The organism is Pseudoalteromonas luteoviolacea (assembly GCF_021654285.1).
Classification (GTDB): domain Bacteria; phylum Pseudomonadota; class Gammaproteobacteria; order Enterobacterales; family Alteromonadaceae; genus Pseudoalteromonas; species Pseudoalteromonas luteoviolacea_J.
The window spans coordinates 215,951-239,473 of the sequence record NZ_JAKFZS010000002.1; the positions used below are offsets into that span (position 1 = coordinate 215,951).

General features: G+C 42.6%; 23 protein-coding genes. 18 read left to right on the plus strand and 5 right to left on the minus strand.

All coding sequences use genetic code 11. From position 1 onward, the window contains the following. The first annotated feature begins 7 nt into the window (after window positions 1-7). The 10 genes from lspA to L1077_RS02350 all read left to right on the plus strand — a co-directional run bounded on the left by lspA (window position 8) and on the right by L1077_RS02350 (window position 9,240). Window positions 8-514 carry a signal peptidase II gene (gene lspA / locus L1077_RS02305; protein WP_237135427.1) on the plus strand — a complete coding sequence of 169 codons (507 nt, stop codon included), beginning with the start codon at window positions 8-10 and terminating at the stop codon, window positions 512-514. Further along, on the plus strand, window positions 511-951 hold the full coding sequence (gene fkpB / locus L1077_RS02310) for an FKBP-type peptidyl-prolyl cis-trans isomerase (protein ID WP_237135428.1): 441 nt from the start codon (window positions 511-513) through the stop codon (window positions 949-951). Before lspA ends, fkpB begins: the two co-directional genes overlap by 4 nt. Then, on the plus strand, window positions 951-1,880 hold the full coding sequence (gene ispH, locus L1077_RS02315) for a 4-hydroxy-3-methylbut-2-enyl diphosphate reductase (RefSeq protein ID WP_237135429.1): 930 nt from the start codon (window positions 951-953) through the stop codon (window positions 1,878-1,880). The genes fkpB and ispH overlap by 1 nt, the downstream gene beginning before the upstream one ends. Window positions 1,881-1,883: 3 nt before the next feature. Further along, window positions 1,884-2,927, plus strand: coding sequence for a sensor histidine kinase (locus L1077_RS02320; RefSeq protein ID WP_237135430.1), 1,044 nt, complete (start codon window positions 1,884-1,886; stop codon window positions 2,925-2,927). Further along, the gene (locus L1077_RS02325) at window positions 2,905-3,579 is read left to right on the plus strand and encodes a LytR/AlgR family response regulator transcription factor (RefSeq protein WP_237135431.1); all 675 of its coding nucleotides are present in this window, start codon (window positions 2,905-2,907) and stop codon (window positions 3,577-3,579) included. The genes L1077_RS02320 and L1077_RS02325 overlap by 23 nt, the downstream gene beginning before the upstream one ends. Window positions 3,580-3,677: 98 nt before the next feature. Next, window positions 3,678-4,229, plus strand: a complete 552-nt coding sequence (gene pilV / locus L1077_RS02330; RefSeq protein WP_237135432.1) for a type IV pilus modification protein PilV — start codon at window positions 3,678-3,680, stop codon at window positions 4,227-4,229. Window positions 4,230-4,231: 2 nt separating this feature from the next. Continuing rightward, on the plus strand, window positions 4,232-5,209 hold the full coding sequence (locus tag L1077_RS02335) for a PilW family protein (protein WP_237135433.1): 978 nt from the start codon (window positions 4,232-4,234) through the stop codon (window positions 5,207-5,209). Beyond that, the gene (locus L1077_RS02340) at window positions 5,203-5,694 is read left to right on the plus strand and encodes a pilus assembly PilX family protein (protein ID WP_063360246.1); all 492 of its coding nucleotides are present in this window, start codon (window positions 5,203-5,205) and stop codon (window positions 5,692-5,694) included. Before L1077_RS02335 ends, L1077_RS02340 begins: the two co-directional genes overlap by 7 nt. After that, window positions 5,691-8,834, plus strand: coding sequence for a pilus assembly protein (locus L1077_RS02345; RefSeq protein WP_343222070.1), 3,144 nt, complete (start codon window positions 5,691-5,693; stop codon window positions 8,832-8,834). The genes L1077_RS02340 and L1077_RS02345 overlap by 4 nt, the downstream gene beginning before the upstream one ends. Beyond that, window positions 8,824-9,240, plus strand: coding sequence for a type IV pilin protein (locus L1077_RS02350; protein ID WP_440589531.1), 417 nt, complete (start codon window positions 8,824-8,826; stop codon window positions 9,238-9,240). Before L1077_RS02345 ends, L1077_RS02350 begins: the two co-directional genes overlap by 11 nt. Here L1077_RS02350 and L1077_RS02355 read toward each other — a convergent pair. Both L1077_RS02355 and L1077_RS02360 read right to left on the minus strand, forming a co-directional pair. Continuing rightward, complete coding sequence (locus tag L1077_RS02355; RefSeq protein ID WP_237135435.1) at window positions 9,237-9,758, minus strand: GspH/FimT family pseudopilin; 522 nt, start codon at window positions 9,756-9,758, stop codon at window positions 9,237-9,239. The genes L1077_RS02350 and L1077_RS02355 overlap by 4 nt on opposite strands. A gap of 193 nt (window positions 9,759-9,951) precedes the next feature. Continuing rightward, window positions 9,952-10,491, minus strand: a complete 540-nt coding sequence (locus tag L1077_RS02360) for a pilus assembly FimT family protein (RefSeq protein WP_237135436.1) — start codon at window positions 10,489-10,491, stop codon at window positions 9,952-9,954. Window positions 10,492-10,623: 132 nt separating this feature from the next. On the opposite strand from L1077_RS02360, the gene glnB reads away from it, so the two are divergent. Beyond that, window positions 10,624-10,962: a nitrogen regulatory protein P-II gene (gene glnB / locus L1077_RS02365; RefSeq protein WP_010382451.1), complete on the plus strand. Its 339-nt coding sequence runs from the start codon at window positions 10,624-10,626 to the stop codon at window positions 10,960-10,962. 51 nt (window positions 10,963-11,013) lie between these two features. Here glnB and L1077_RS02370 read toward each other — a convergent pair whose 3' ends face one another. Beyond that, complete coding sequence (locus tag L1077_RS02370) at window positions 11,014-11,772, minus strand: outer membrane protein assembly factor BamD (RefSeq protein WP_237135437.1); 759 nt, start codon at window positions 11,770-11,772, stop codon at window positions 11,014-11,016. Window positions 11,773-11,895: 123 nt separating this feature from the next. Between L1077_RS02370 and rluD the strand changes: the two genes are divergently transcribed. The 6 genes from rluD to L1077_RS02400 all read left to right on the plus strand — a co-directional run bounded on the left by rluD (window position 11,896) and on the right by L1077_RS02400 (window position 19,697). Next, window positions 11,896-12,873: a 23S rRNA pseudouridine(1911/1915/1917) synthase RluD gene (gene rluD, locus L1077_RS02375; RefSeq protein ID WP_063360241.1), complete on the plus strand. Its 978-nt coding sequence runs from the start codon at window positions 11,896-11,898 to the stop codon at window positions 12,871-12,873. Between the two features lie 4 nt (window positions 12,874-12,877). Next, on the plus strand, window positions 12,878-13,603 hold the full coding sequence (pgeF, locus tag L1077_RS02380) for a peptidoglycan editing factor PgeF (RefSeq protein WP_237135438.1): 726 nt from the start codon (window positions 12,878-12,880) through the stop codon (window positions 13,601-13,603). Window positions 13,604-13,681: 78 nt separating this feature from the next. Then, window positions 13,682-16,258 (plus strand): ATP-dependent chaperone ClpB, encoded by a 2,577-nt coding sequence (gene clpB / locus L1077_RS02385; protein ID WP_237135439.1) that lies wholly within the window; start codon window positions 13,682-13,684, stop codon window positions 16,256-16,258. Between the two features lie 133 nt (window positions 16,259-16,391). Next, window positions 16,392-17,327 carry an NADP-dependent oxidoreductase gene (locus L1077_RS02390; protein WP_237135440.1) on the plus strand — a complete coding sequence of 312 codons (936 nt, stop codon included), beginning with the start codon at window positions 16,392-16,394 and terminating at the stop codon, window positions 17,325-17,327. Window positions 17,328-17,393: 66 nt separating this feature from the next. Further along, window positions 17,394-18,971, plus strand: coding sequence for a glutamate--cysteine ligase (gene gshA / locus L1077_RS02395; protein ID WP_237135441.1), 1,578 nt, complete (start codon window positions 17,394-17,396; stop codon window positions 18,969-18,971). Window positions 18,972-19,088: 117 nt separating this feature from the next. Continuing rightward, window positions 19,089-19,697 (plus strand): transglycosylase SLT domain-containing protein, encoded by a 609-nt coding sequence (locus tag L1077_RS02400; RefSeq protein ID WP_237135443.1) that lies wholly within the window; start codon window positions 19,089-19,091, stop codon window positions 19,695-19,697. A gap of 71 nt (window positions 19,698-19,768) precedes the next feature. Here the strand turns inward: L1077_RS02400 and L1077_RS02405 are convergent, their stop codons facing one another. Further along, entirely contained in the window at window positions 19,769-21,046 is a 1,278-nt protein-coding gene (locus tag L1077_RS02405; RefSeq protein WP_237135444.1) for an HlyC/CorC family transporter, read from the minus strand. Between the two features lie 82 nt (window positions 21,047-21,128). Beyond that, window positions 21,129-21,932 carry a cytochrome C assembly family protein gene (locus tag L1077_RS02410; RefSeq protein WP_063360234.1) on the minus strand — a complete coding sequence of 268 codons (804 nt, stop codon included), beginning with the start codon at window positions 21,930-21,932 and terminating at the stop codon, window positions 21,129-21,131. Between the two features lie 163 nt (window positions 21,933-22,095). Between L1077_RS02410 and ffh the strand changes: the two genes are divergently transcribed. Next, complete coding sequence (gene ffh, locus L1077_RS02415; protein WP_237135445.1) at window positions 22,096-23,475, plus strand: signal recognition particle protein; 1,380 nt, start codon at window positions 22,096-22,098, stop codon at window positions 23,473-23,475. The last annotated feature ends 48 nt before the right edge of the window (window positions 23,476-23,523 follow it).

A 23,523-nucleotide genomic window follows, 5' to 3' on the forward strand; every position in this document is an offset into this window, starting at 1 on the left:
GTTGCAAGTGACCAAATTGACCGAACGAAGTGGTCTAGTGTGGTTATGGCTAAGTCTACTGCTTTTTGCAGTAGACTACGTCACAAAAGCATTAGTAGTTGCAAATATGAAGCTGTATGAATCAATAGAGTTGTTGCCGTTTTTCAATTTTACATACATGCATAATTATGGTGCTGCATTTAGCTTTTTAAGTGAAGCCGGTGGATGGCAAAGATGGTTCCTCAGCGGTATTGCCGTGGTTATCAGCGTATTATTAGTCGTGTGGCTAAAAAACTTGAGAGCCAATAACTTGGTGCTGTGTGGCGCATATTCATTGGTGCTTGCTGGCGCTATAGGTAATTTATATGACCGCGTAACGTTAGGCTACGTTGTCGACTTTTTACATTTTTATTATCAAGATTGGCATTACCCTGCTTTTAATGTCGCAGACATGGCGATCGTCGGTGGTGCTGGTTTACTTTTATTTGATGCATTTTTTGGTGATAAAACCAATACTCGGGAGACAGAGGCGTGAGTGAACAAGTCATAGGCCCAAAATCAGAAGTGCTGTTCCACTATTCAATAAAGCTGGAAGATGGATCTGCTGCTGACTCAACAAAGGTGAATAATAAGCCTGCTAAGTTGTTTATGGGAGATGGAAGCCTCACTGAAAATTTTGAAAGCTGCTTACTGGGGTTAAAAGAGGGTGACAACAAAACCTTTGAGCTTCAGCCAGAAGATGCTTTTGGGATGCCAAATCCAGATAATATCTATTATTTAGATCGCACCAAGTTTGGTGCTGATACACCTGCAGAAGTTGGCAGTATTATTGCTTTCACTCAGCCTGATGGCACTGAATTACCTGGGCTTATTCGTGAAGTGGCTGGAGACTCTGTTACGGTTGACTTTAATCACCCTCTTGCTGGTCAGGTGGTGACGTTTGAAGTAGATATCTTAGAGGTTCATGGTTAATGGAAATCTTGTTAGCTAATCCACGTGGGTTCTGCGCAGGTGTAGATAGAGCGATTAGTATTGTTGAGCGTGCGCTCGATATTTTCGAAAAGCCTATTTATGTACGCCATGAAGTTGTACATAACAAATATGTTGTAAATGGTCTCAGAGACAGAGGCGCAGTATTTGTTGAAGAGCTTCATCAAGTACCAGATGACAGCATCGTTATTTTTAGTGCGCATGGTGTTTCACAACAAGTGAGACAAGAAGCGAAACGACGCGAATTGAAGGTGTTTGATGCTACTTGTCCATTGGTTACCAAGGTACATATGGAAGTGACTAGAGCGAGTAGAAAGGGCACTGAGTGCATTCTAATTGGTCATCACGGTCATCCAGAAGTTGAAGGTACTATGGGGCAGTACGATAACCCTGAAGGTGGGATTTATCTTGTTGAGACACCTGAAGATGTTGCCTCGTTAGAAGTTAAAGACGCGAGTAATTTGTTCTATTGTAGCCAAACTACATTGTCAGTAGATGATACGGCAGATGTTATTGATGCATTGCGTGAGAAGTTTCCTGAGATCCATGGACCACGCAAAGATGATATTTGCTATGCAACGCAAAACCGTCAAGATGCTGTGCGTGATTTAGCTGATAAAGTGGATTTGCTACTCGTGGTGGGTGCAAAAAATAGCTCTAACTCAAATCGCTTGCGTGAATTAGCAGACAAAATGGGCACCGCTGCGCACCTTATCGATGATGAGAAAAGTATTGATGCAGATTGGTTTGATAATGTAGAGCGTGTAGGCGTCACTGCTGGTGCATCTGCACCTGAAGTTTTAGTTCAACAGGTAATTTCTCGCTTGAAGGAATTGGGTGGGCATACGGTTTTAGAAAATCCGGGTCAGGAAGAAAATGTAGTGTTTGCAGTGCCTGTAGAGCTGAGATAAAACATGACACCATGGGCTCATTCGACGTCGATTGACCGTGGTTTATTTAAGGCGATGCTCACTGAGCGAGGCATACTTGCAATGATTATTGCCTCGCAGGCCGTCGCCTTTATTTATACATTGGCTAGTGGTAAGGACTTTTGGTTAAGTCTTGGTTTAGTCAGCCTTTTCACACACGCAAATGCGTTTGTCACACTTTCATTAATAGCCCTGGTGCTGCGATTTTCAAAACCACTTTCGTTCAAGAGCGAGCTTGGTTTAGTGCTGGTTTTCTTCCAGTCTGTATGCATTGTGACAAGTGTGCTTGTCCAATATTCTCCCTTTACTCCCGTTGAGCCAGTAGATTGGCCGTTTGTTATTAATAACAATGCTATTTGCGGTTTTGTGGTGATTTTGTTACTGCATTTCATGGCAATTTATATCGATAACCTCAATACTATTGCACACGCAGCGAATGCCGAGCTAGAGGCGTTACAAGCGAGAATTCGACCTCACTTCTTACACAATGCGTTAAATACATTAGCTGAGCTTTGTCATGAAAGTCCAAATGATGCTGAGGAAGCGGCCTTAACTATGGCGAAGCTGATGCAAGTTGCTTTTGCACGCAACAAAACACATAGCTTAGAGCAGGAGATATCTCTGACAAAAGGGTATTTAACAATTGAGAAATACCGCTTTGAACACCGTCTTATGGTTGTGTGGTCTATTAATAATGTTAACTTAAATGTAAAGGTGCCTGCACTTATTTTGCAGCCGCTAGTAGAAAATGCTGTAGTTCATGGTATCGAGCCTATGCGGGAAGGTGGGGTGATCAACATTGAAGTCGGCTTTGTAAATTCAATGTTAACTCTTAAAGTAGATAACCCATTTAACGCTGGCTCAAAGTCGCGCTCAGGTCAGGGGATTGCCCTTGAAAACATAACTCGTCGCCTATTAATTTACTATGGCGAAAAAGCAACTTTGAAGACATCGCAAAAAAGTGGTAGATTTGTGTTAACAGTTATGTTGCCGCTTGGAGCTTTGAATGAAATATCTGGTAGTAGATGATGAACCGATCGCACGACGACGTATACAGCGATTACTCGGTGAATTTGAGGCACTAGAGTGTATTGGAGAAGCTCCGGATGGCCAACAAGCGGTTGAGCTGGTTGAGCGTTTAAAGCCGGAACTGGTATTTTTAGATATTTCTATGCCAGAGATGGATGGCATCGAACTTGGAAAGCACTTGCGTGAAAATAACGCCAATTTAAAATTGGTATATGTGACTGCTTATCCTGAACATGCATTGAAAGCTTATCAAATTTTTGCTTCAGGTTATCTTGTTAAGCCAGTAGATCGGAGCCAAATATCTGAGTTATTGAACCACCTTTTTCCTGATTCATTGGCCAAGCTGCAATACCAAGTTGGGCATGACATTCGTTGGGTAAATGTGCCCGACATTGTAATTGCGCAAACTGACGATAGGTACACGCATATCTATTTTGAAGGTGGTGATGCGCTGATTGATATGCCTTTGAAGAAACTCTTGTCTGATTATCCCCACCATTTTGTCCAAGTACATCGAAATACCATTGTTAAAAAGGCGAGCATTGTAAAATTAGAAAGTTGCGAAGGGGGACATCGAGTTGTTCTCAATGGTTTAGCAGAGCCTGTACAGGTAAGTAGACGCGCTTATGCGAGTCTAAAAACAGTGTTTTAACCACTGACCCTCATTGATTGACCGTTTAGTCATCTGGCGGTTTGGTTATCAAAAAAAAGCGATAATATGTAATATAGAGTATATATTGAGTTTTTTTCATGGGTATTTTGTTTCCAAAAAAAGTCCAAGTAGGGTTTACCTTACTAGAAGTGGTCGTTGCCTTTATGGTACTTAGCTTTGGGTTGTTAGGTGCTGTGGCACTGCAAGCAAAGGCGAAGCAAGCTAGCTTTGATTCTATGCAGCGAGCTGCTGCAGTTGCCTTGGCAGGAGACATTATTCAGCGGATCAGGTCAAACGACACGGCTTCATTAATAGACTTATATGGTGGCTCGTTTACGAGTGAGACCGAACTCAATACGGATACGACGTGCTTTTCTAACTTTTGTAACAATCAGGCGATAGCTAATTTAGACAAAGAACAATGGAAGCAAGCTATTCGGGCAAAAGAGAATACGGGTTCTTTAGACGATACAACAGTCTGCATCACCCCTGTTAGAGATGGTGATGGCTTTGAAGTCACTGTTACTGTTGCTTGGGTTGGTCGCCAAGCGATTAAAGCAAACAGCACGACATCGGGTATTAACTGCGGCACCAACGATGACTACAGAAGGCTCGTGTCTTTATCTAGCTTTGTACTTGTAAGGAGTTAGCAATGCGCCAGCGTGGGTTTACTCTGATCGAAATCTTAATCTCTCTTTTTATCGGGGCGATACTCTTAGGTGGCGTTGTTGCGACGTATGTCAGTATGCGAGTGACGACGAAAGACACGATGGCCATTGGAGAGCTGCAAGAAATAGGTCGGTTATCCTTAACTTTGCTGCGTAGAGATTTGGAGCAGATAGGATTTTGGGGTACTTTTTACGATAAAAGCTTTAGTACTGTTAACTCCGTAAGTCCATCTAACCCCGCTGGTGATTGTTTTGGGGGGTTGAATAACGGCAGCTTCCCTGCTGCTGTGCCTACTAACTTTCGTCCAATTTATGCCAGCTATACGACTACGGGTACTACGCTAGAGTGTATCACTGGCGCAAAAAAGAATACTGAAGCCCTGCAACTTAAATTCCTAGAAGGCGAGCAAATCATCAATGATGCAGTAAATAGTAATAAATATTATTTTATTGCGCAGCAAGAGCAGGGGGAGTTTATCGCAGGGAGGGACTTTGTCGCTTTACCCAATGTAAATGCGACGCTCTGGCCATATAGTCATCATGTTTATTACATAAGCGAGCAACAGATAACCATTAATAATGCGCCATTGACAATTCCGGTACTGATGAGGAAGAGGTTAACTGTGAGCGGTCAGATGACCACTGAAACCGTCATCGAAGGCGTTGAGGATATGCGCTTTTTATTTGGTATTGATATTGATGGTGATAGCCGAGTGGATAGCTATCGCAGCGTTAAGCAAATGACAGCTGCTGATTGGGAAAGGTCTGAAGGTGTATTGACCGTTCAGGTTATCGTACTTGTGAGGTCTTTGGAGCCTGATCCTGGAATAAATTTGAAGAACCAAAAATATACATTAGGGAACGATACCGACAAAGTCGTTCATACATTTTCAGACAGTTATAGGAGAACCGTTTTTTCAACGACTGTTCAGCTATATAACATGGGGTCTTCAGCATGGTAAATCATTCGAAACAAAAAGGGATGGTATTAATCGTCTCTATGGTATTGATCGTTGCGGTGACGAGTATCGCTGTGACATTGATGAGTAGCAGTACGATTGATATAAAAATTACCAATGCAGCACAAGAGCGTGAAACAGCTGAGGCCTATTTAATGGGCGAGGTGCAGCGACTGGTAAAAGATCAAAAACAAATGTTTGGTGCCAGTAAGTTTCATCTAACCAATGGTCAGATAGACGCCAATGATGGCGGTGTTCACAAGTTTGATAATGAAAACCAAGAAAGCCTAGTCGATTATGAATTAAGAAACTTGAATAAAGGACAGTTAGAAGTTCCGTGCCCTAGGATATATGGTTATACCGAGGGGGTTGTCTGCAATATGACTGAGCTAACGAGCTCTGTAGAGTATGGTGACCAAGGCCGTCATAAGGTGACAGTCGTTATTGGTATTGGTCAAGAGATTCAAGATGTTAAGGCAAATCAATGATGTACTTTAAAAGACTTTTCTTAGTTTGCTTGCTGATAAGCAGCGGTGTATATGCTGAAGACATTGAACTGTATGTAAAACACGATGTGGGTGGCTCTGAAAAGTCGCGTGTTATGGTGATTTTTGATACTTCAGGCAGTATGGCGTGGGATGTAACTGACGGGCGGCGTTGCTATGAGTATAAAAATTGGCGGCTGAGATCCGTAGAGTGTTTTGACACCTCAAAGACATCCAAGACCTGTTATAAGTACAAGAATGGCCGTTATCGCTCTTCAAGATGTTATGACAGCCGACTGAGAGTGGCGAAAGATGCCATGACTACCTTAGTGAACGACAACCCTGATTTTGACTTTGGCTTAATGCGCTTGTATTCCAGCTCAGGAGGGTATGTTTTAAATGGTATTGGTGCCGATCCAAGTGTGGTTGTCAGTAAAATAAATGCGCTTAGAGCCAGCGGCAGCACTCCCTTGGCGGAAACCTTGTGGGAGGCTTATTTGTATCTTAAAGGGGAATCCGTTGATTATGGTTTTAATGGCGGTAATGACAGAGATAAGTCCATTGAATATAACAACACCTATATATCACCTTTTGCGCCTGTAGCTGGTGAACCTGAGCGCTGCGATACTTCAACGAATATTATCTTGATGACTGACGGTGACCCAACAAGTGACACAGGAAAAGATACTGATATATCTGACGAACATCTAGTAACGTTTGGCTCGAAACCGGATAAGTTATCTAATAGCTATCTAAACACCTTGGCAAAATTGATGCGCGGTACCTCAGAAACGCCCATTGACTTATACCCTACTACACCTGATAAGCAAGACTTTGCGCGAGTTTACACAATTGGATTTGGTACTGGTATGTCTAATGCCGGTAAAGCGCTTTTGAGACAAACGGGGGAGATTGACGGTGGAGGGGATTACCTTCACGCAAATACGGCATCGCAGTTATCTGAAGCACTAAAACTAACTATTTCAAAAATACGAGAGCAAAGCGATAGCTTTTCATCTCCTTCAGTGTCTACAAGTAGTTCTGATTTGAGTCGCAGTGGTGATTCGGTTTACTTCACTATGTTTTATCCGGAAACTCATACTCGATGGGCTGGGAATCTTAAAAAACTCAAAGTGACTGGTGGTATCGTACATGGCTCATCTAGCACAACTAATGCGATTAATGATCAAGGTCAAATTGATAAGTCAGTCACAACGTTTTGGTCTGCGCCAAGCAGTAAAGATGGCAACGTGGTATTGGAAGGCGGGATTAATTACCAGCTGACTGAGCGGCAAACAGTTCGTCGTTTATATTCAGATTATGGTAAAGGGGCCCTGTATGACTTTGATTATGCGTCCGCTTTAAATGCTCACCAAGGTTCATTGGTAAATTTGGCAGCAAAGCTTGGTAGTTCAACGGCCGAAGTGCAAAACACTATGTTGTGGGCAAGAGGGCTTGATGTCGATGACCAAAATGGTAACCGTATCACTAACGAAAGGCGAAAAGATATCTTTGGAGACCCACTTCATTCAAGGCCTGTGACCATAGATTATGGCAATGATGATTTAAGGGTGGTTGTGGGTACTAATGCCGGCTTTTTGCATATGTTCAAAGATAAAGGAGAAACAGTTGAAGAAAGCTGGGCGTTCATTCCAGACTCGCTCCTAGATATTATGAAACCGCTTAGAGATCGCAGGCAAGATACCAAGCTGTATGGGATGGACGGACCTATCACAGTGTATTTTTGGGACAAAAATGATAGTGGAGTGGTGGATTCTGGTGAGAAAGTTTGGTTGATTGCGGGTATGCGACGCGGTGGCAATGAATATTACGGCTTTGATATTACTGTACCGGATCAGCCCAGAATGTTGTGGGGCGGGCCAATTAAGGGTGGTGTTGGTGATTTCACAGAGTTAGGCCAGTCTTGGTCTAAGCCTATTGTGTCTTTTATTACAGCTCAACCAGACAAGCCAGTGTTAATTTTTGGTGCTGGGTATGACACGAATAAAGACAATGCTATTTTCTCGGAAGACACTAAAGGCAGAGGAATATATATCGTTGATTTAGAAAGCGGTAAGCCCGTATGGTCTTTGACTCCTGATAACGGCTTTAAAGGCGAGCATAGTATTGCTGCGGATGTGAGTGTGCTTGACTCTGACTATGATGGTTATGTTGATAGGATCTATGCAGCTGATACGGGTGGTGGGCTTTGGAGAGTAGATCTACCTAGTAGCAAACCGGACGATGAAGATGCGCCATGGACTCATTATATGCTAGCTAACTTGAGTGGTGGGAATGACATTGCTAAAAGAAGGTTTTTCTATCGACCCATGATAGCAAGGACTTACTTCAGCAAGGTCACCGAAGAAATTATAGATGGCAAGGCGACTAAAATTAGAAGAGATGTACCGTACGAGGGGATCTTGATTGGTAGTGGTAACCGAGCAAAGCCAACGTCAACACACATCAAGAACTTTTTATTTATGGTCAGGGATGAAAATACAAAAACTCAATCATTTACGTCAGATAATACGCCAAGTGTGATCCGCGCAAGTGATTTGTTTAATGTCACTAATGATCCATTTAAATCTAGCCTAGATAGCTACGAGAATTTTACGGACCAAGAGGTAGAGTTAGGTAAAGCGAAAGGCTGGAAAATTAGATTAGAAGCAGGAGAAAAGTCTCTTTCTGCAGCAACAGCGATTGGTGGGTTAGCCTATTTTACTTCGTTTTCACCAACGACGGTCTCAGAAAATCAATGTTCGATTGGCGAAGGTACAGGATACTTGTACATTGTGCACCTGCATTACGGTATGCAAGTATTCCAATTACGTCGTTACAGGACGACAGCCACACTACCAGATACACCTCGGACGCATTACGATGTATACGAAGACCCAATCACGAAGAAAAAGACGGTCAAAGCCAAAATTATCAGCCCGACAGTTATAAAAGATGACGCGTTAGATGACATGTTTGGTGGTAATCCTGCTGATGGTATTGATCCTTACAAGCTTGAGCCACCCAATGTTTATAAAAATACCGATGGCTCTGCAAATGTACCGGGTGTTTCGCCACTGACGATCACGTACGAAACAAGGCAACTTTATATTTACAAGAAAGAAGATAATGATGAAAAGTAAAATGCATGTTGATTCAGGTTTTACGTTGATCGAGCTCGTAATAGTTGTAGCTATTGTCGGGATACTCGCCACCTTGGCGTATCCCAATTACTCTAGTTATATTAAACGCGGCGCGAGAACGGATGCCATGACCATCTTATTGGATGCGGCAAATAAGCAAGAGCAGTATTTTGTGGATAATCGAGAGTATGCCAGTAAATTGGAAGATATTGGCGTACCGACAACAAGTGAAAACGGTTATTTTAATATCTCAGTCAGTGTCAGCAGTGGGGGCTATACCTTAACGGCAACCGCCGCGGGCGGGCCTGTTCAAGGAGATCTTGAGTGCAGTAGTTTATCTGTCAATAACTTAGGTATAAAAACAGTGACTGGGACAGCCAGCGCGGATACTTGCTGGGAGCGCTAAAGTTTACATTTAGAAGTATCTTTTAGTCTGGTGCGGCCAGCTGTGCTTAAAGAAAGTGCTTTGCCATATTTGCTGCCATCGCGTTTGGTGATGCAATAGACAAAAGTACCATTTGCAAGGCCCCAAGTGCTGCCCGTATGTTTAAACGTGACTCCTGATCTTTGATAACTAATATCGTCAGCTGGGTTTATGCCAGTGCTAACTGTAAGAATGGTGTCTTGATCGTTTAAGCACTTTAGTTCACCTCTATCAATGAACAGAGTAAGTTCAGTATGCCAATAGTGTTTTGCGCAGCAATTTGAAACCAACGGGCATAGTGTGACACGTTCACCAGAATAAACCGCCTTAAGTCTGGCGTAACTTATTAACCTGTCTAGATACATGAGTGCGTATTTGGGTCTATTAATAGAAAAAACTTCACTCATAGAGGGAATAGCAAGTGAAGTAACAATGGCGCATATTGATAGCACGATAAGCAGCTCGAACAGTGAAAACCCTGTATTTTTAATTTTGTTCATCAATTCCACTCTAGTCCTTGAGTATAGGTATGTATTTTGGTGACTTAGAAGGTGGATTTGAGGGGGTAAAATTTAAACACCGTTGGCCATGCACTTTAATTATTATTTTTTAGTGCATCTGTACAATAGCGAGTGTGAAAATGAAAAAGTTAATCTTTTTTGGTTTTAAAACTCTTTTTTAGCGTGTTGAAGATTAGGTGCAAGTTTGCGTTGTATCACCAGTGAATAATGCCGTACCTGCTTGTGTTATATTGAGGCTTTGGTTTTGTGTTGTAGCCCCATTCGGGCAGTAGACAAATGTACCATTTTGTCCGTCACCAAGTCGGCCACTTGAGTCAAATTTTAATGAAGCAACTGGGTAGTTTAAGTCATCATTATCTAATACTCGTTCCATTACTCTTAATAAGTCATCAGTATCAGTCGTGTATGTACCATTATTGTCTCGATCTACAAAAATAACGATTCGATTGCTTTTCCAGTCTGTGTTGCAAGTAAAGTCTTTATTTTCCAAAAGTAGAGTTTCTAGAACAGGGCATACGATGACAATTTCATCGCTGGCAGTCGCTTTTGCTCTAGCAAAAGTGACAGTACGCTTAAGCTCCAATAAAAAACTCTGGGCGCGATTTTCTTGATAAGTGGAGCTTGTGAAGAAGAAAGTCAGGGAAGCCAATACACCTAAAATAGCAACGGTGATTAACAACTCCAATAAGCTCATGCCGCGTTGGTATCGCATCTTAAGCTCCAAATACAGGCTGATTATGATACTTTATTTTGCGCTTTTTCAATATATTATTCAACAGCTATGTTTGCCATGCTTGCCCCTATTGTCTAAAATCGACGCATTACCAGAGGAAGCATGATAATCATGAAGAAGATTGAAGCAATAATTAAACCATTTAAGTTAGATGATGTAAGGGAAGCCCTGTCTGATATAGGTATTACTGGCATGACTGTGTGTGAAGTCAAAGGTTTTGGACGCCAAAAAGGCCATACTGAGCTTTATCGTGGCGCAGAGTATATGGTTGACTTCCTACCAAAAGTAAAACTAGACATTGTACTTGCAGAAGAAGATGTCGACCGTGCAATTGATGTTATTTTGAAAACGGCTCAAACCGGTAAGATTGGTGATGGTAAGATATTTGTCACAGAAGTTGAGCGTGTGGTTCGGATCCGTACTGGGGAAGAAGACGAAGAAGCGATTTAACTTCGTATCCAATAGGGGAGTTCAGGCATCACAGATGCCTGAACCAAAATTTTAACGTTGGTTAAGCGCTTTTGTCTTTCTGACATGGTCACTTAGCTCGGTTAGACCAAGCTTGTCGTAGCTCTTCTCCATCATGTCCAGCGCTTCAAGCAAATAACTACTTTGTGAATAGTGCTCAACAACATATTTGCCACGGTTAGCTGCTGCCAAATACGCTTCACGTTCAAAGTAATAATTAGCAATTTTCAGCTCATAGCGTGCCATTTTATTGAGTAGCCAAGCAAGGCGCTTTTTCGCTTCCGGCGTGTAACTGCTATCTGGATAGTTTTTGACTAGCGTAGATAAATCTTGGAACGCAACGCGTGTTTTGCTTACATCTCTATCCGCACGGTCAACGCCAAAGTATTCCTGAAACGCATTTTCATCGGCTTTAATATTAATCAAACCACGCATGTAATACATGTAGTCTAGGTTTTTGTGATTCGGATTCAATCGAATGAAGCGGTCTACGGTTGCAAGTGCTTGATCGATATTGCCTGTTTGATAATGTGCATAAACCAAATCCATTTGTACTTGTCTAGAGTAAGGACCAAATGGGTAACGAGCATTGATTGCGCCAAGTAGCTGAATAGCTCTAGCGTATAGGCCTGAGTCTAGTGTGCGTTTGGCATCTTCATATAATGCTTGTACAGATTTGTTTGGTACACGTTCAATTTCTTCTTGTTCTGGTGCTGAAGAACATGCGGCTAATCCTAGTATAGATGCGCTAATAAATACTGCAGCAGCGCGTTTTCCCAACTTCATTATCATTTTATTTTACTACCTTCGTTGTCTTCGGCTAGGCCAAGTCGGTAAAACCGAGTAAACTATGCATTTATGCGATTCTAACCCAGTCGAGCGAGGCTTGCACTGGTAATTTAGGTAAAGTTACACATGTCAGAGCAAATTTCTCTACAAGCCGAAGTGCCAATCGAGTTAGGCGGTAAACGTCTAGACCAAATATTAGCGCAATTGTTCCCTGATTTTTCACGTTCAAGAATAAAAACGTGGATTTTAGATGAGAAGGTAACCGTTAATGGTCAAACATTAAGCACACCCAAAGAAAAACTGTTTGGTGGTGAAGTCGTAGAGATCGAAACACAAATAGAAGCAGAGCGCGAGTATGAAGCGCAAGATATTGCACTAGATATTGTTTATGAAGATGACGATATTCTGGTGATTAACAAGCCTATGGGTTTAGTTGTTCACCCAGGTGCAGGCAACCCTAATGGTACGGTACTTAATGCACTCCTGTATCACCACCCTGATATTATCAATGTACCGCGTGCTGGTATCGTGCATCGTTTGGATAAAGACACAACAGGTTTGATGGTGGTTGCAAAAACCATTCAGGCGCAAACTCATTTGGTTAAAAACCTGCAAGCGCGCACCAACTTCACCCGAGAATATGAAGCTATCTGTAATGGTACAATGACAGCTGGCGGTGTAATCGAAAAGCCGATTGGTCGTCATGCCACAAAGCGTACGCATATGGCGGTACATGAAATGGGTAAACCTGCGATTACGCACTATCGTGTTGCTGAAAAGTTCAGAGCCCATACGCGACTCAGGTTACGTCTGGAAACAGGTAGAACACACCAGATCCGTGTACACATGGCATATTTAAAGCATCCATTGATTGGAGATCAGCTTTACAATGGTCGTCCTTGCCCACCGAAAAATGCCTCAGCAGAATTTTTAGAGACATTACGAGGCTTCAAAAGGCAGGCACTTCATGCTGTTAAACTCAGTATCGCACACCCAATTACCGGTGAGAAAATGACTTGGGAAGCGCCAATTCCTGATGATATGCAAGCGCTGACTGAGATGCTAAGAGCGGATACGAAAGCTAACCCTCAAATTGAATACTAGTCATATGATATTGCCTCAATGGCCAGTGCAAGAGAAAGTCGGTGCTTTAACAAGCACCCGCTTGGGCGGTTACTCTAAGTCGCCTTTTGATACGTTTAATTTGGCGGTTCATGTCGGAGATTGCGTTGAAGATGTTAAAAGTAATCGCAAGCTGCTAGCAAAGTCTCTTCCAGCTGAGCCTATTTGGATAAATCAGGTTCATGGCTCACATGTACACCGTGTTGATGCGCATACAGAGCTTGACGAGACGTGTAGTGCAGATGCTTTGTATACGCGTTTAAGAAAACAGCCTTTAGCAATTATGACCGCAGATTGTTTGCCTATCCTATTAGCAAGTCGACAAGGTGATGAAGTTGCGGCAATCCATGCCGGCTGGCGGCCACTTGCTGGTGGTATTATAGAGAACACGCTACAGTGCTTTCGTGCACCTGCAAATGAGATAGTGGCTTGGTTTGGGCCAGCAATTGGACCTACTGCGTTTGAAGTGGGGGCTGAAGTTAAAGATGCCTTCATAGAAAAATTACCAGCGCAAACGCAGGCATTTACGCCTAATGGTGGAAACAAGTTTCTCGCGGATATTTTTCTATTGGCTCGTATTCGGTTAAATTCGTTGAATATAAACTATATTTATAGCGATGAACTTTGTACTTACAGTGATAGTGAGCAATTTTTTTCATACCGCCGAGAGGGGCAATGTGGACGCATGGCAACCGTGATCTGGCGCAAATAAATTCTATTCTCTACTTGAACATATTCACCAAAGGACCCACTTAAAGAAGTAGTTTAGAATACTTAGGTGCGGAGTCTCATGCGTTTAGATAGATTTACTAGCAAATTCCAAAGTGCGTTGTCAGACGCTCAATCCCTTGCATTGGGTCGAGATCATCAATTTATAGAACCAGTCCATTTAATGTATGCGCTGTTACAGCAAACGGGCTCGAGTGTCAGGGCGTTATTTGCGCAAGCTGGTGTGAGTGCAGATGAGCTCAACACTAAGTTATCTCAATCTATAGAGCGGCTGTTCAAAGTTGAGGGTGTAGGTGGCGATGTTCAACTATCTAATAACCTTATTTCACTTATCAATCTCTGTGATAAATATGCGCAAAAGCGCAAAGATAAATATATTTCTAGCGAAGTGTTTGTGTTCTCAGCATGTGAGGATAAAGGCGAGCTAGGAGATATTTTTCGCGCCCTCAATATTACCCAAGACAAGGTTGAAAAGGCCATCAAAGCCATTCGAGGCGGACAAAAAGTAGATGATCCTAATGCCGAAGAAACACGTCAGGCGCTTGAAAAATTTACAATAGATTTAACTGAGCGTGCTGAGCAGGGAAAATTAGACCCTGTGATAGGTCGCGATGATGAAATTAGGCGCACGATTCAGGTCCTGCAGCGTCGAACTAAAAATAATCCGGTGCTGATCGGTGAACCTGGGGTCGGAAAGACAGCGATTGTCGAGGGGTTAGCGCAGCGTATTATCAACGGAGAAGTACCTGAAGGGCTCAAGCATAAACGTGTTTTGTCCCTAGATTTAGGGGCACTTGTTGCGGGCGCTAAGTATCGAGGCGAATTCGAAGAGCGCTTAAAATCTGTGTTAAATGAGCTAGCCAAAGAAGAAGGCAGTGTGATCTTATTCATTGATGAGATCCATACTATGGTTGGTGCAGGCAAAACCGATGGTGCGATGGATGCGGGGAATATGCTTAAACCTGCTCTCGCACGCGGTGAGTTGCATTGCGTTGGTGCAACGACACTGGATGAGTATCGTCAATATATTGAGAAAGACGCTGCACTTGAAAGGCGTTTTCAAAAAGTCTTTGTCTCAGAGCCTACAGTTGAAGATACCATTGCGATTTTACGTGGCTTAAAAGAACGCTACGAATTGCACCATTCTGTAGACATTACTGATCCTGCCATTGTTGCTGCGGCAAATTTATCACATCGTTATATTAGTGACCGTCAACTACCCGATAAAGCCATTGACTTAATTGATGAGGCTGGCTCATCTATTCGTTTGCAAATCGACTCTAAGCCAGAGCAACTAGACAAGCTCGAAAGGCGCATTATTCAGCTGAAATTAGAAGACAATGCTTTGGCGAAAGAAAAAGACGAAGCCAGTCAAAAACGCCGCACTGAAATGCAATCACTGATCGCACAGTTAGAGACTGAATACACAGAATTAGATGAAGTTTGGAATGCTGAAAAAGCCTCTTTACAGGGCACGCAAGTAATTAAAGCTGAGCTTGAACAAGCGCGCCTTGACCTTGAAGTGGCTCGAAGAGCAAGTGATTTGCAGCGCATGTCTGAATTGCAATATGGCCGTATTCCTGCGCTTGAGCGAAAACTAGACTTGGCATCTCAAGCTGAAATGCAAGAAATGAGCTTGCTTAAAAACCAAGTGTCTGAAGATGAAATAGCGGAGATCCTTTCTCGTTGGACAGGTATTCCTGTGGCGAAAATGCTGCAAGGGGAGCGTGAAAAGCTCTTACATATGGAAGATGAGTTACATCAGAAAGTCATCGGGCAGGACGAAGCGGTTAATGCGATAGCTAACGCTATCCGTCGCTCGCGCGCAGGGCTTGCGGATCCTAATCGCCCAATTGGCTCCTTCTTATTTTTAGGGCCTACTGGGGTGGGTAAAACGGAGCTGACAAAAGCGCTGGCTAATTTTATGTTTGATACTGAAGATGCCATGGTGCGGATCGACATGTCTGAATTCATGGAAAAGCACTCAGTCGCTCGTTTAGTCGGCGCCCCTCCCGGTTATGTCGGCTATGAAGAAGGTGGCTATTTAACGGAAGCGGTACGTCGCAGACCTTATTCTGTTGTGTTGCTGGATGAAGTAGAAAAAGCGCACCCGGATGTCTTTAATATTCTTCTACAGGTGTTAGATGATGGCCGTTTAACCGATGGCCAAGGTCGAACGGTTGATTTTAAAAATACTGTTATCATCATGACATCAAATTTAGGGTCAGACGTTATTCAAGAGCAGGCGAGCAGTAATGATTATACAGGCCTGAAAAATAAACTGATGGACGTACTGACGACTCAGTTTAGACCTGAGTTTATAAACCGTATCGATGAAACTGTGGTATTCCATCCACTGGTCACCGAACACATCAAGCAAATTGCAAGGATCCAACTTGATAAGCTGTCAAGTCGTCTTAAAGATAATGGTTATGGGTTCGAAGTGAGCGAAGGCGCACTTGAGAAAATCGCACAGAGCGGTTTTGACCCAGTGTTTGGGGCGCGACCACTTAAGCGTGCTATACAGCAATATATTGAAAACCCATTGGCGCAAAGTTTGTTGCAAGGTGACTTTAATGGGTACGCACGCATTAAGGTAGATGTTGACGAAGGCAATATATTGTTTAGTGGCGAGTAATCTCGTACTACAGCTCAAATATAATTAAAAATATTTGTTATGAACCCCCTAAAGATCACGATGAAGTTATTTGGGGGGTTTTGCTTTTATATGGTAAATTTAACGACTATTTAGTCTGGCTTGATGACATAACATGAATAAAAATTACAAACAGGCAGGAGTCGTAAATTTTGGCACCGCAGATAGACTTCAGATACGAAGCCTTCCACAGCCAACACTTGAACGGGGTCAAGTTTTTATTCGTATTACCTCATCTTCGATAAATCCCATTGATGTTAAAACGCGCGCAGGTTTAGGCTATGTTGCACAGTCAAAGCAGGATGGTGCATTTTTACCTTTAGGCTACGATGTATTAGGCATCGTTGAAGAGGTAAGTGAAGGCGTTAATAACGTAACAGTCGGTGACACTGTATTGGGTATGGTGGGCTTTCCCTCGACGCCTGGATGCTATGCGTCCCATGCCATTGTTGAAAGTGAAGAACTTATTGTTGTTGACTCGAAAGTTTCTGACGAATTAGCGGGTCTGAGTTTAGCAGGACTCACTGCGCTACAATCGTTAGATAAATTAAATGCGAACGCAGGGACCTTGTTTATTAACGCACCGACAGGTGGTGTTGGCCATTTAGCTATACAGCTAGCGGTACTTAACGGATTTGATGTGGTTGCCGTAACAACACGTAAGGCATTAATTGAGTCATTGAACTTTGATGTGGCGACTATGTCTTATGAGGAGTTTTTTGACCAACCCCAGTCGGGTCAGCTTTTGGATTTGGTCGGTGGCGAGCTTGCTTGTAAAATGCTGTCAAACATGGGAGCTGGTACTTCGTTTGTGACTGTGCCTTCAATTACCAAAGACGCAGTCATTGAACACGGTGCCTCTTTTGGCGCTCAAGGAGATGGAATTTTAGTCCAAGCTAATCCAAAACACCTAAATGAACTGTATAAAGCTGTCGCGACACAGCGAGTAAAGCTTGTTGCAAGTAAAAAATTTAAGCTAGATGAGGTTGCTTTGGCTCACAAATATGTTGAGCAAGGCGAGCACTTTGGCAAAGTTATTATTGTGGCTTGAGTATTTTAAATTAGCCCCCATTGAAGGGGCATAACTTAAGCTTGATCCGGGCCTCGAGGTATTTTTTTGAAACACACGAATTTAGATAGCAAGTTAGAAACACTTGCCAACACTGCGCTTATCTCTTCATTAGCGGGTATTCAGCGCGGTATTGAACGAGAAGCTTTACGGATCCAGCCATCCGGCAAAATCGCTAAAACACCTCATCCAGCAGGTGTTGGACACCCATTGACACATAACTCAATTACAACTGACTTTTCAGAGTCACTGCTTGAGTTTATTACCCCTGTTAGCACCTCTGCAGAACAAACGTTATCTCAGCTTAGAGACCTACAAAAATATACTTTAGCGAATATGGGCGATGAAATGCTTTGGCCTATGAGCATGCCGTGCTTTATCGAAGATCAAGACGATATTGTTCTGGCACAATTTGGTGAGTCAAATATTGGGAAAATGAAAACCCTGTATCGCGAAGGGTTAAAAAATCGCTATGGCAGCATGATGCAGGCTATTGCTGGTGTGCATTTTAATATGTCATTCCCAAATGACTTCTGGAGCGCATTAAAGGCGAGCGAGCAAAATACAGGGTCAGTACAAGATTTTATTTCTGATAAATACCTTGGCCTAATTCGCAATTTTAAACGTGAACTATGGCTGATAAGCTATTTGTTTGGCGCTTCCCCTGCGTTATGTCGCTCGTTTTTACAAGGTAAGCAAAGCGATTTGCCATTTCAAGAGTCAGGTAAAGGGACTTTGTATTTAGATAAAGGTACAGCGTTACGTTTGGGCGATTTAGGGTATACCAACAGTGCTCAGTCTTCACTTAAAGTGATGTACAACAGCTTGCCTGAATATGTGAAAGGCTTGCAAACAGCAATCCGCTGTCGTTCTGATTTATACGAAAATATTGACGATTATCACGCGAATGTGCCTAAGCAGCTGAACAAGAATATTCTTCAGATAGAGAACGAGTTCTACTCACCAATCCGACCAAAGCGCAATGCCAATTCGCAAGAGACACCAACACAGGCATTAGCACGCGGTGGTATCGAGTATATTGAGATCCGTGCCTTAGATGTTAACCCATTCTCAGGTACAGGCATTAGCTTAGAGCAAATCAGATTCTTAGACGTGTTTTTAACTTACTGTTTGTTAAAAGACTCACCAGAGATGGACTGGGATGAGCAGCAGGTTTCAGACAGAAACTTACAAAGTGTGATCAGCACAGGCCGAGATACAGAAACGTATTTACAGCAAGGCGATACGCAAGTTTCTATTGCGGCGTGGGCTGAATCTATTTTCCATGACTTGACGAAAGTTGCCAAGCTGTTTGATGACGCGCATGGTGATCAGACTTACTCAGACACGATCGCAAGCTTAGCTACCTGGGTAGATAACCCGGATGAGACGTTTTCAGGTCAATTAGTGAGTGCTTTAAAAGAAAATAGTACCGATTCTGCTGTGCAGGCTTTGGAGCTGGCCAGTCAATATAAGCAATCTCATTTGCAAAGTGACTATCAGTTTTATAATGAGTCAGAGTTGGATGCTAAAACAGCGCAGTCATTTGCGGATGAAAAAAAGGTGTGTGATGCAGATGAGTTATCACTGACTGCATTTTTACAAGAGTATTTCGAAAAGGCATAAAAAAACGCAGCCCATGAGGCTGCGTCAAAATATATCAGGGATGAAACAATGCTAAACTGCTGCATTCAAGTAGTATGACCCTAGCAAAATAGAAAAGTTCAGGTGAGTTCAAAAAAAATGAGAAAAAAAATAATATTTTTACCTCTACTTCTAACTCTGACTGGTTGTGCAACAGCCCCTCCGAAGCAACCTAATGATATTTGTAAGATTTTTCAGGAGAAAGAGGACTGGTATTACGACGCGCGTGATGCACAGGAAAAGTGGGGTTCGCCAAAACATGTGCTGATGAGCATGATGTATCAAGAAAGTTCATTTAGGCATGATGCCGCGCCGCCGATGGAGTACTTCTTAGGCTTTATTCCAATTGGTCGTGCAAGTTCAGCATATGGTTACTCCCAAGCAAAAACAATGACTTGGAGTGATTATATTCGCGAGACTGGCAATTCAGGGGCCGATAGAGATGACTTTGAAGATGCGATAGACTTTATGGGCTGGTTTGTTTATAAAACACATAAGGTAAATGGTGTTTCAAAGTGGGATGCCTATGCGCAGTACCTAAACTATCATGAAGGCTGGGGTGGATACCGCCGTGGCACTTATAAACAGAAAAAATGGCTGATGAAAGTTGCTAATAAGGTTAAGCACAGAGCATCTCGTTACGGTGCACAGCTGAAACGATGTGAGGATGATCTGGATAAAAACTGGTTTGAGAGGCTGTTTTCGTAGCAATCTGTGTCGAGTAAACGAGCTTAGACCGAATGAAAAGAAAAAAGGGTTAGCATGTGCTAACCCTTTTTTTAAGCTTGTTTTTGTGCTTGTTGCAGTGGAAAAATCTTCACTATTTTAATCATGTTTTCTTTGACTTCCATGACTTCCATTGGATAGTTAGCGATTTTTAAGCTTAGTTGACTCTCTGGAATATCTTCAAGGTACTCAACAATTAAGCCGCTGAGTGTTTTAGGCCCTTCAGTGGGGAGCTCCCAGCCCATTTCTTTATTTAAGTCTCTGATGTTAGCACTGCCATCAACTAAAACGGAGCCGTCACTTTGCACTGTCACTTCATCGCTTGGTGTTGGTGTTTGGGTTGTCGTAAAGTCACCGACCACTTCTTCTAAAATATCTTCTAGCGTCACCAAGCCCTGAATGTCACCGTATTCATCAACTACCAAGCCAATACGCTCTTTGTTTTGTTGAAACTTAAGAAGCTGGGTGTTTAGTGATGTGCCTTCAGGAATAAAGTATATTTCTCTTACAGCACGCAGTAATGAAGGCTTATCAAACTGCTCTTTAGTTAATAAGCGCAGTGCATCTCTTGAATGAATAAAGCCAACAGCGTCATCGATTTGATCACGGTATAGCAGCACTCGAGTGTGCTGAGCATTTGTTAGCCGACGAGAAATATCTTTCCAGTCATCGTTAATATCAATGGCATTGATCTCATTGCGGGGGATCATGATATCTTCAACGGTGACCTGCTCTAGGTCTAAAATTGAGGTCAGCATATTACCATGATTGGTGGGTAGCATAGCACTGGATTCATTTACGACCGTCTTGAGTTCTTCTTTACTTAAGCTATGTTCTTCTATTTGCTCTGGTGATACACCAAAAAGCTTGAGCATGCCATTGGTGATCCAGTTGACGGTAACCACGACAGGGAATAATACTTTTAAGAGTATTTTAAGTATCACAGAGCTTGGGAAAGCTACTTTTTCAGGGTACAGTGCAGCAAGTGTTTTAGGCGTGACTTCAGCAAAAATCAAAATAACCAAGGTCAGTGCAAATGTCGCGACAACTATACCTGCATCACCTAATAATCTCATACCAATTACGGTGGCAACCGCTGAGGCAGCGATATTAACGAGGTTGTTACCGATAAGAATAAGTCCAATAAGGCGATCTGGCCTTTTGAGTAGTTTATCAACGCGTTTGGCAGATTTGTTATTCTCTTTAACTAAATGTCTGAGCCTATAGCGATTAATGGACATGATGCCAGTCTCAGAGCTTGAGAAATAACCTGATATAAGTATCAGTACGCCAAGTATGATAAACAAGGCGCTGGTAGATATGTCGTCCAACAGAGGATCCCTTTTTTACTTTCGAAAGGTTATTAAGCGTCAGCACACGGATAGAGTCAAGCGTGACGCTCATTTTTTTGTATTAAAATTTGTCTAAGATGACTTCTTGGATAAATCGGCTGCCAAAATAAGCCAAGGTAACAATGCCGGATGCGCCGATAATGGCAAAAACGACAGGTTTTCCACGCCAACCAAATTGGTGGTGGCCCAATGTCACGGATGAAAAAATCGTCCAAGCTATGAGGGATAATACTGTTTTGTGGATAGAGGCTTTATCGAACATACCATCTAAAAATACAAACCCAGCAATGAGTGCTAATGTGAGTAGTCCGGTGCCGACGGTGAGGAGCTGATATAACTGAGATTCCACTTGCATCAGCGGAGGCAAATGACTATTCATGATTGCAAGATCTTTGCTTTTTAAACGCTTATCAATAAAGTAAAACTGCACAGCGTACAAAGTAGCGATAATTAGAATACAGTAAGCCAGCAGTGATAACGAGATATGTGTGACTAAGCCAATATCTACATTGATGTCATCCATAATAATATGGTGGGGGATAAATAAACTGGCAATAAGCAAAATCGCTGCAAACCCATAAACCACGGGTAACAATAAAGTTGCAGGGAATTTTAATGAGACCGTTGTAACAGAGACGACAATAACCCAGCAAGTCAACAGAGCAATATTAATGGTACTCAAGTCTTGACCGTACTGAGTAAACACTGAGTTCACCAATACCAGCATATGGCTCAATATCGCCACCGTACTTAAAATAACGGTCAACTTTTGACTTGGGCCTTCTCTATGGAATAAACGTGAAAGCACGTGTCCAGTTGCTAGTATGTAAAACAGGCTCGCCAATAATGACAAAATGATGATCATGAACTTTGTGTCTACTTTCGTGGTCCTTTTATAGGCTATTGTATTTTAAGCCTCGCCGCTTGCATAGACTTTGTAAAAAGAATCTTTGTATAACTTGAATACTGTATTAGTTGCGCGCATATCAGTATAATGTTGCGTAATTACGAGATAGTGGAAGCGATACATGTTTGAGAACCTCCAAGAACGCTTAGGAAAAACGCTTAAAAACATCAGCGGCAGGGGCCGACTGACCGAAGATAATATTAAAGAAACACTGCGCGAAGTGCGCATGGCCTTGCTTGAAGCAGACGTTGCACTGCCTGTAGTGCGTGAGTTTGTAAAAAAAGTGAAAGAGCGTGCTGTTGGTGTTGAAGTCACCAAGAGTCTAAGTCCTGGTCAGGTTTTCATTAAAATTGTTCGTGAAGAACTTGAAAAGGCGATGGGTGAAGCGAATGAAGAGCTAAACCTTAACGCTCAGCCTCCAGCTGTTGTGATGATGGCGGGTTTGCAAGGTGCTGGTAAAACGACCAGTGTGGGTAAACTTGCAAAATTCTTAAAAGAGAAAAAGAAAAAATCTGTTTTGGTTGTGAGTGCCGACGTATATCGTCCGGCGGCAATCAAGCAGCTTGAAACGTTAGCACAGGAAGTAGATGTTGAATTCTTCCCAAGTGACATTTCTCAAAAACCAGTTGATATTGCCAATAACGCTGTTAGTCATGCGAAAAAGAAATTCATTGACGTAGTGCTGGTGGATACCGCGGGTCGTCTTCATGTTGACAGTGACATGATGGACGAGATCAAGGAGTTAAACGCAGCGATCAAGCCGATTGAAACGCTATTTGTTGTTGACTCAATGACAGGTCAGGATGCCGCCAATACGGCAAAAGCATTCGATGAGGCTTTGCCTTTAACTGGTGTAATTTTAACGAAAACAGATGGTGATGCACGTGGTGGTGCAGCGTTATCTATCCGCCATATCACAGGTAAGCCGATTAAATTTATGGGTGTGGGTGAGCGAACAGATGCCCTTGAACCATTCCACCCAGATCGTATCGCTTCGCGTATTCTTGGCATGGGTGATGTGTTATCACTTATCGAAGAAGTAGAAGCAAAAGTTGACAAAGACAAAGCTGCAAAAGTGGCGGAAAAAGTCTTTAAAGGTGACGGCTTCACGCTAGAAGATTTTGCTGAGCAATTAAAGCAAATGAAAAACATGGGCGGCATGATGTCTATGTTAGAAAAGTTGCCTGGTATGAATAACCTACCTGATGCTGTGAAAGGTCAAGTCAATGATAAAACCTTTAATCAGATGGAAGCGATTATCAGCTCAATGACACCAAAAGAGCGTGCGCGTCCTGAAATCATCAAAGGTTCTCGCAAGAAGCGTATTGCTGCTGGTTCTGGTACTCAAGTACAAGATATCAATAAGCTGCTTAAGCAATTTACTCAAATGCAGAAGATGATGAAGAAGATGAAAGGCAAGGGCGGCATGATGAAAATGATGCGCGGCATGAAAGGCATGATGCCTCCAGGTATGTTTGGCGGCGGCGGTCCTAAGTTTTAATTAACTGAATCAAAAAAGGGAAGTGATGTCATTTCCCTTTTTACTTTA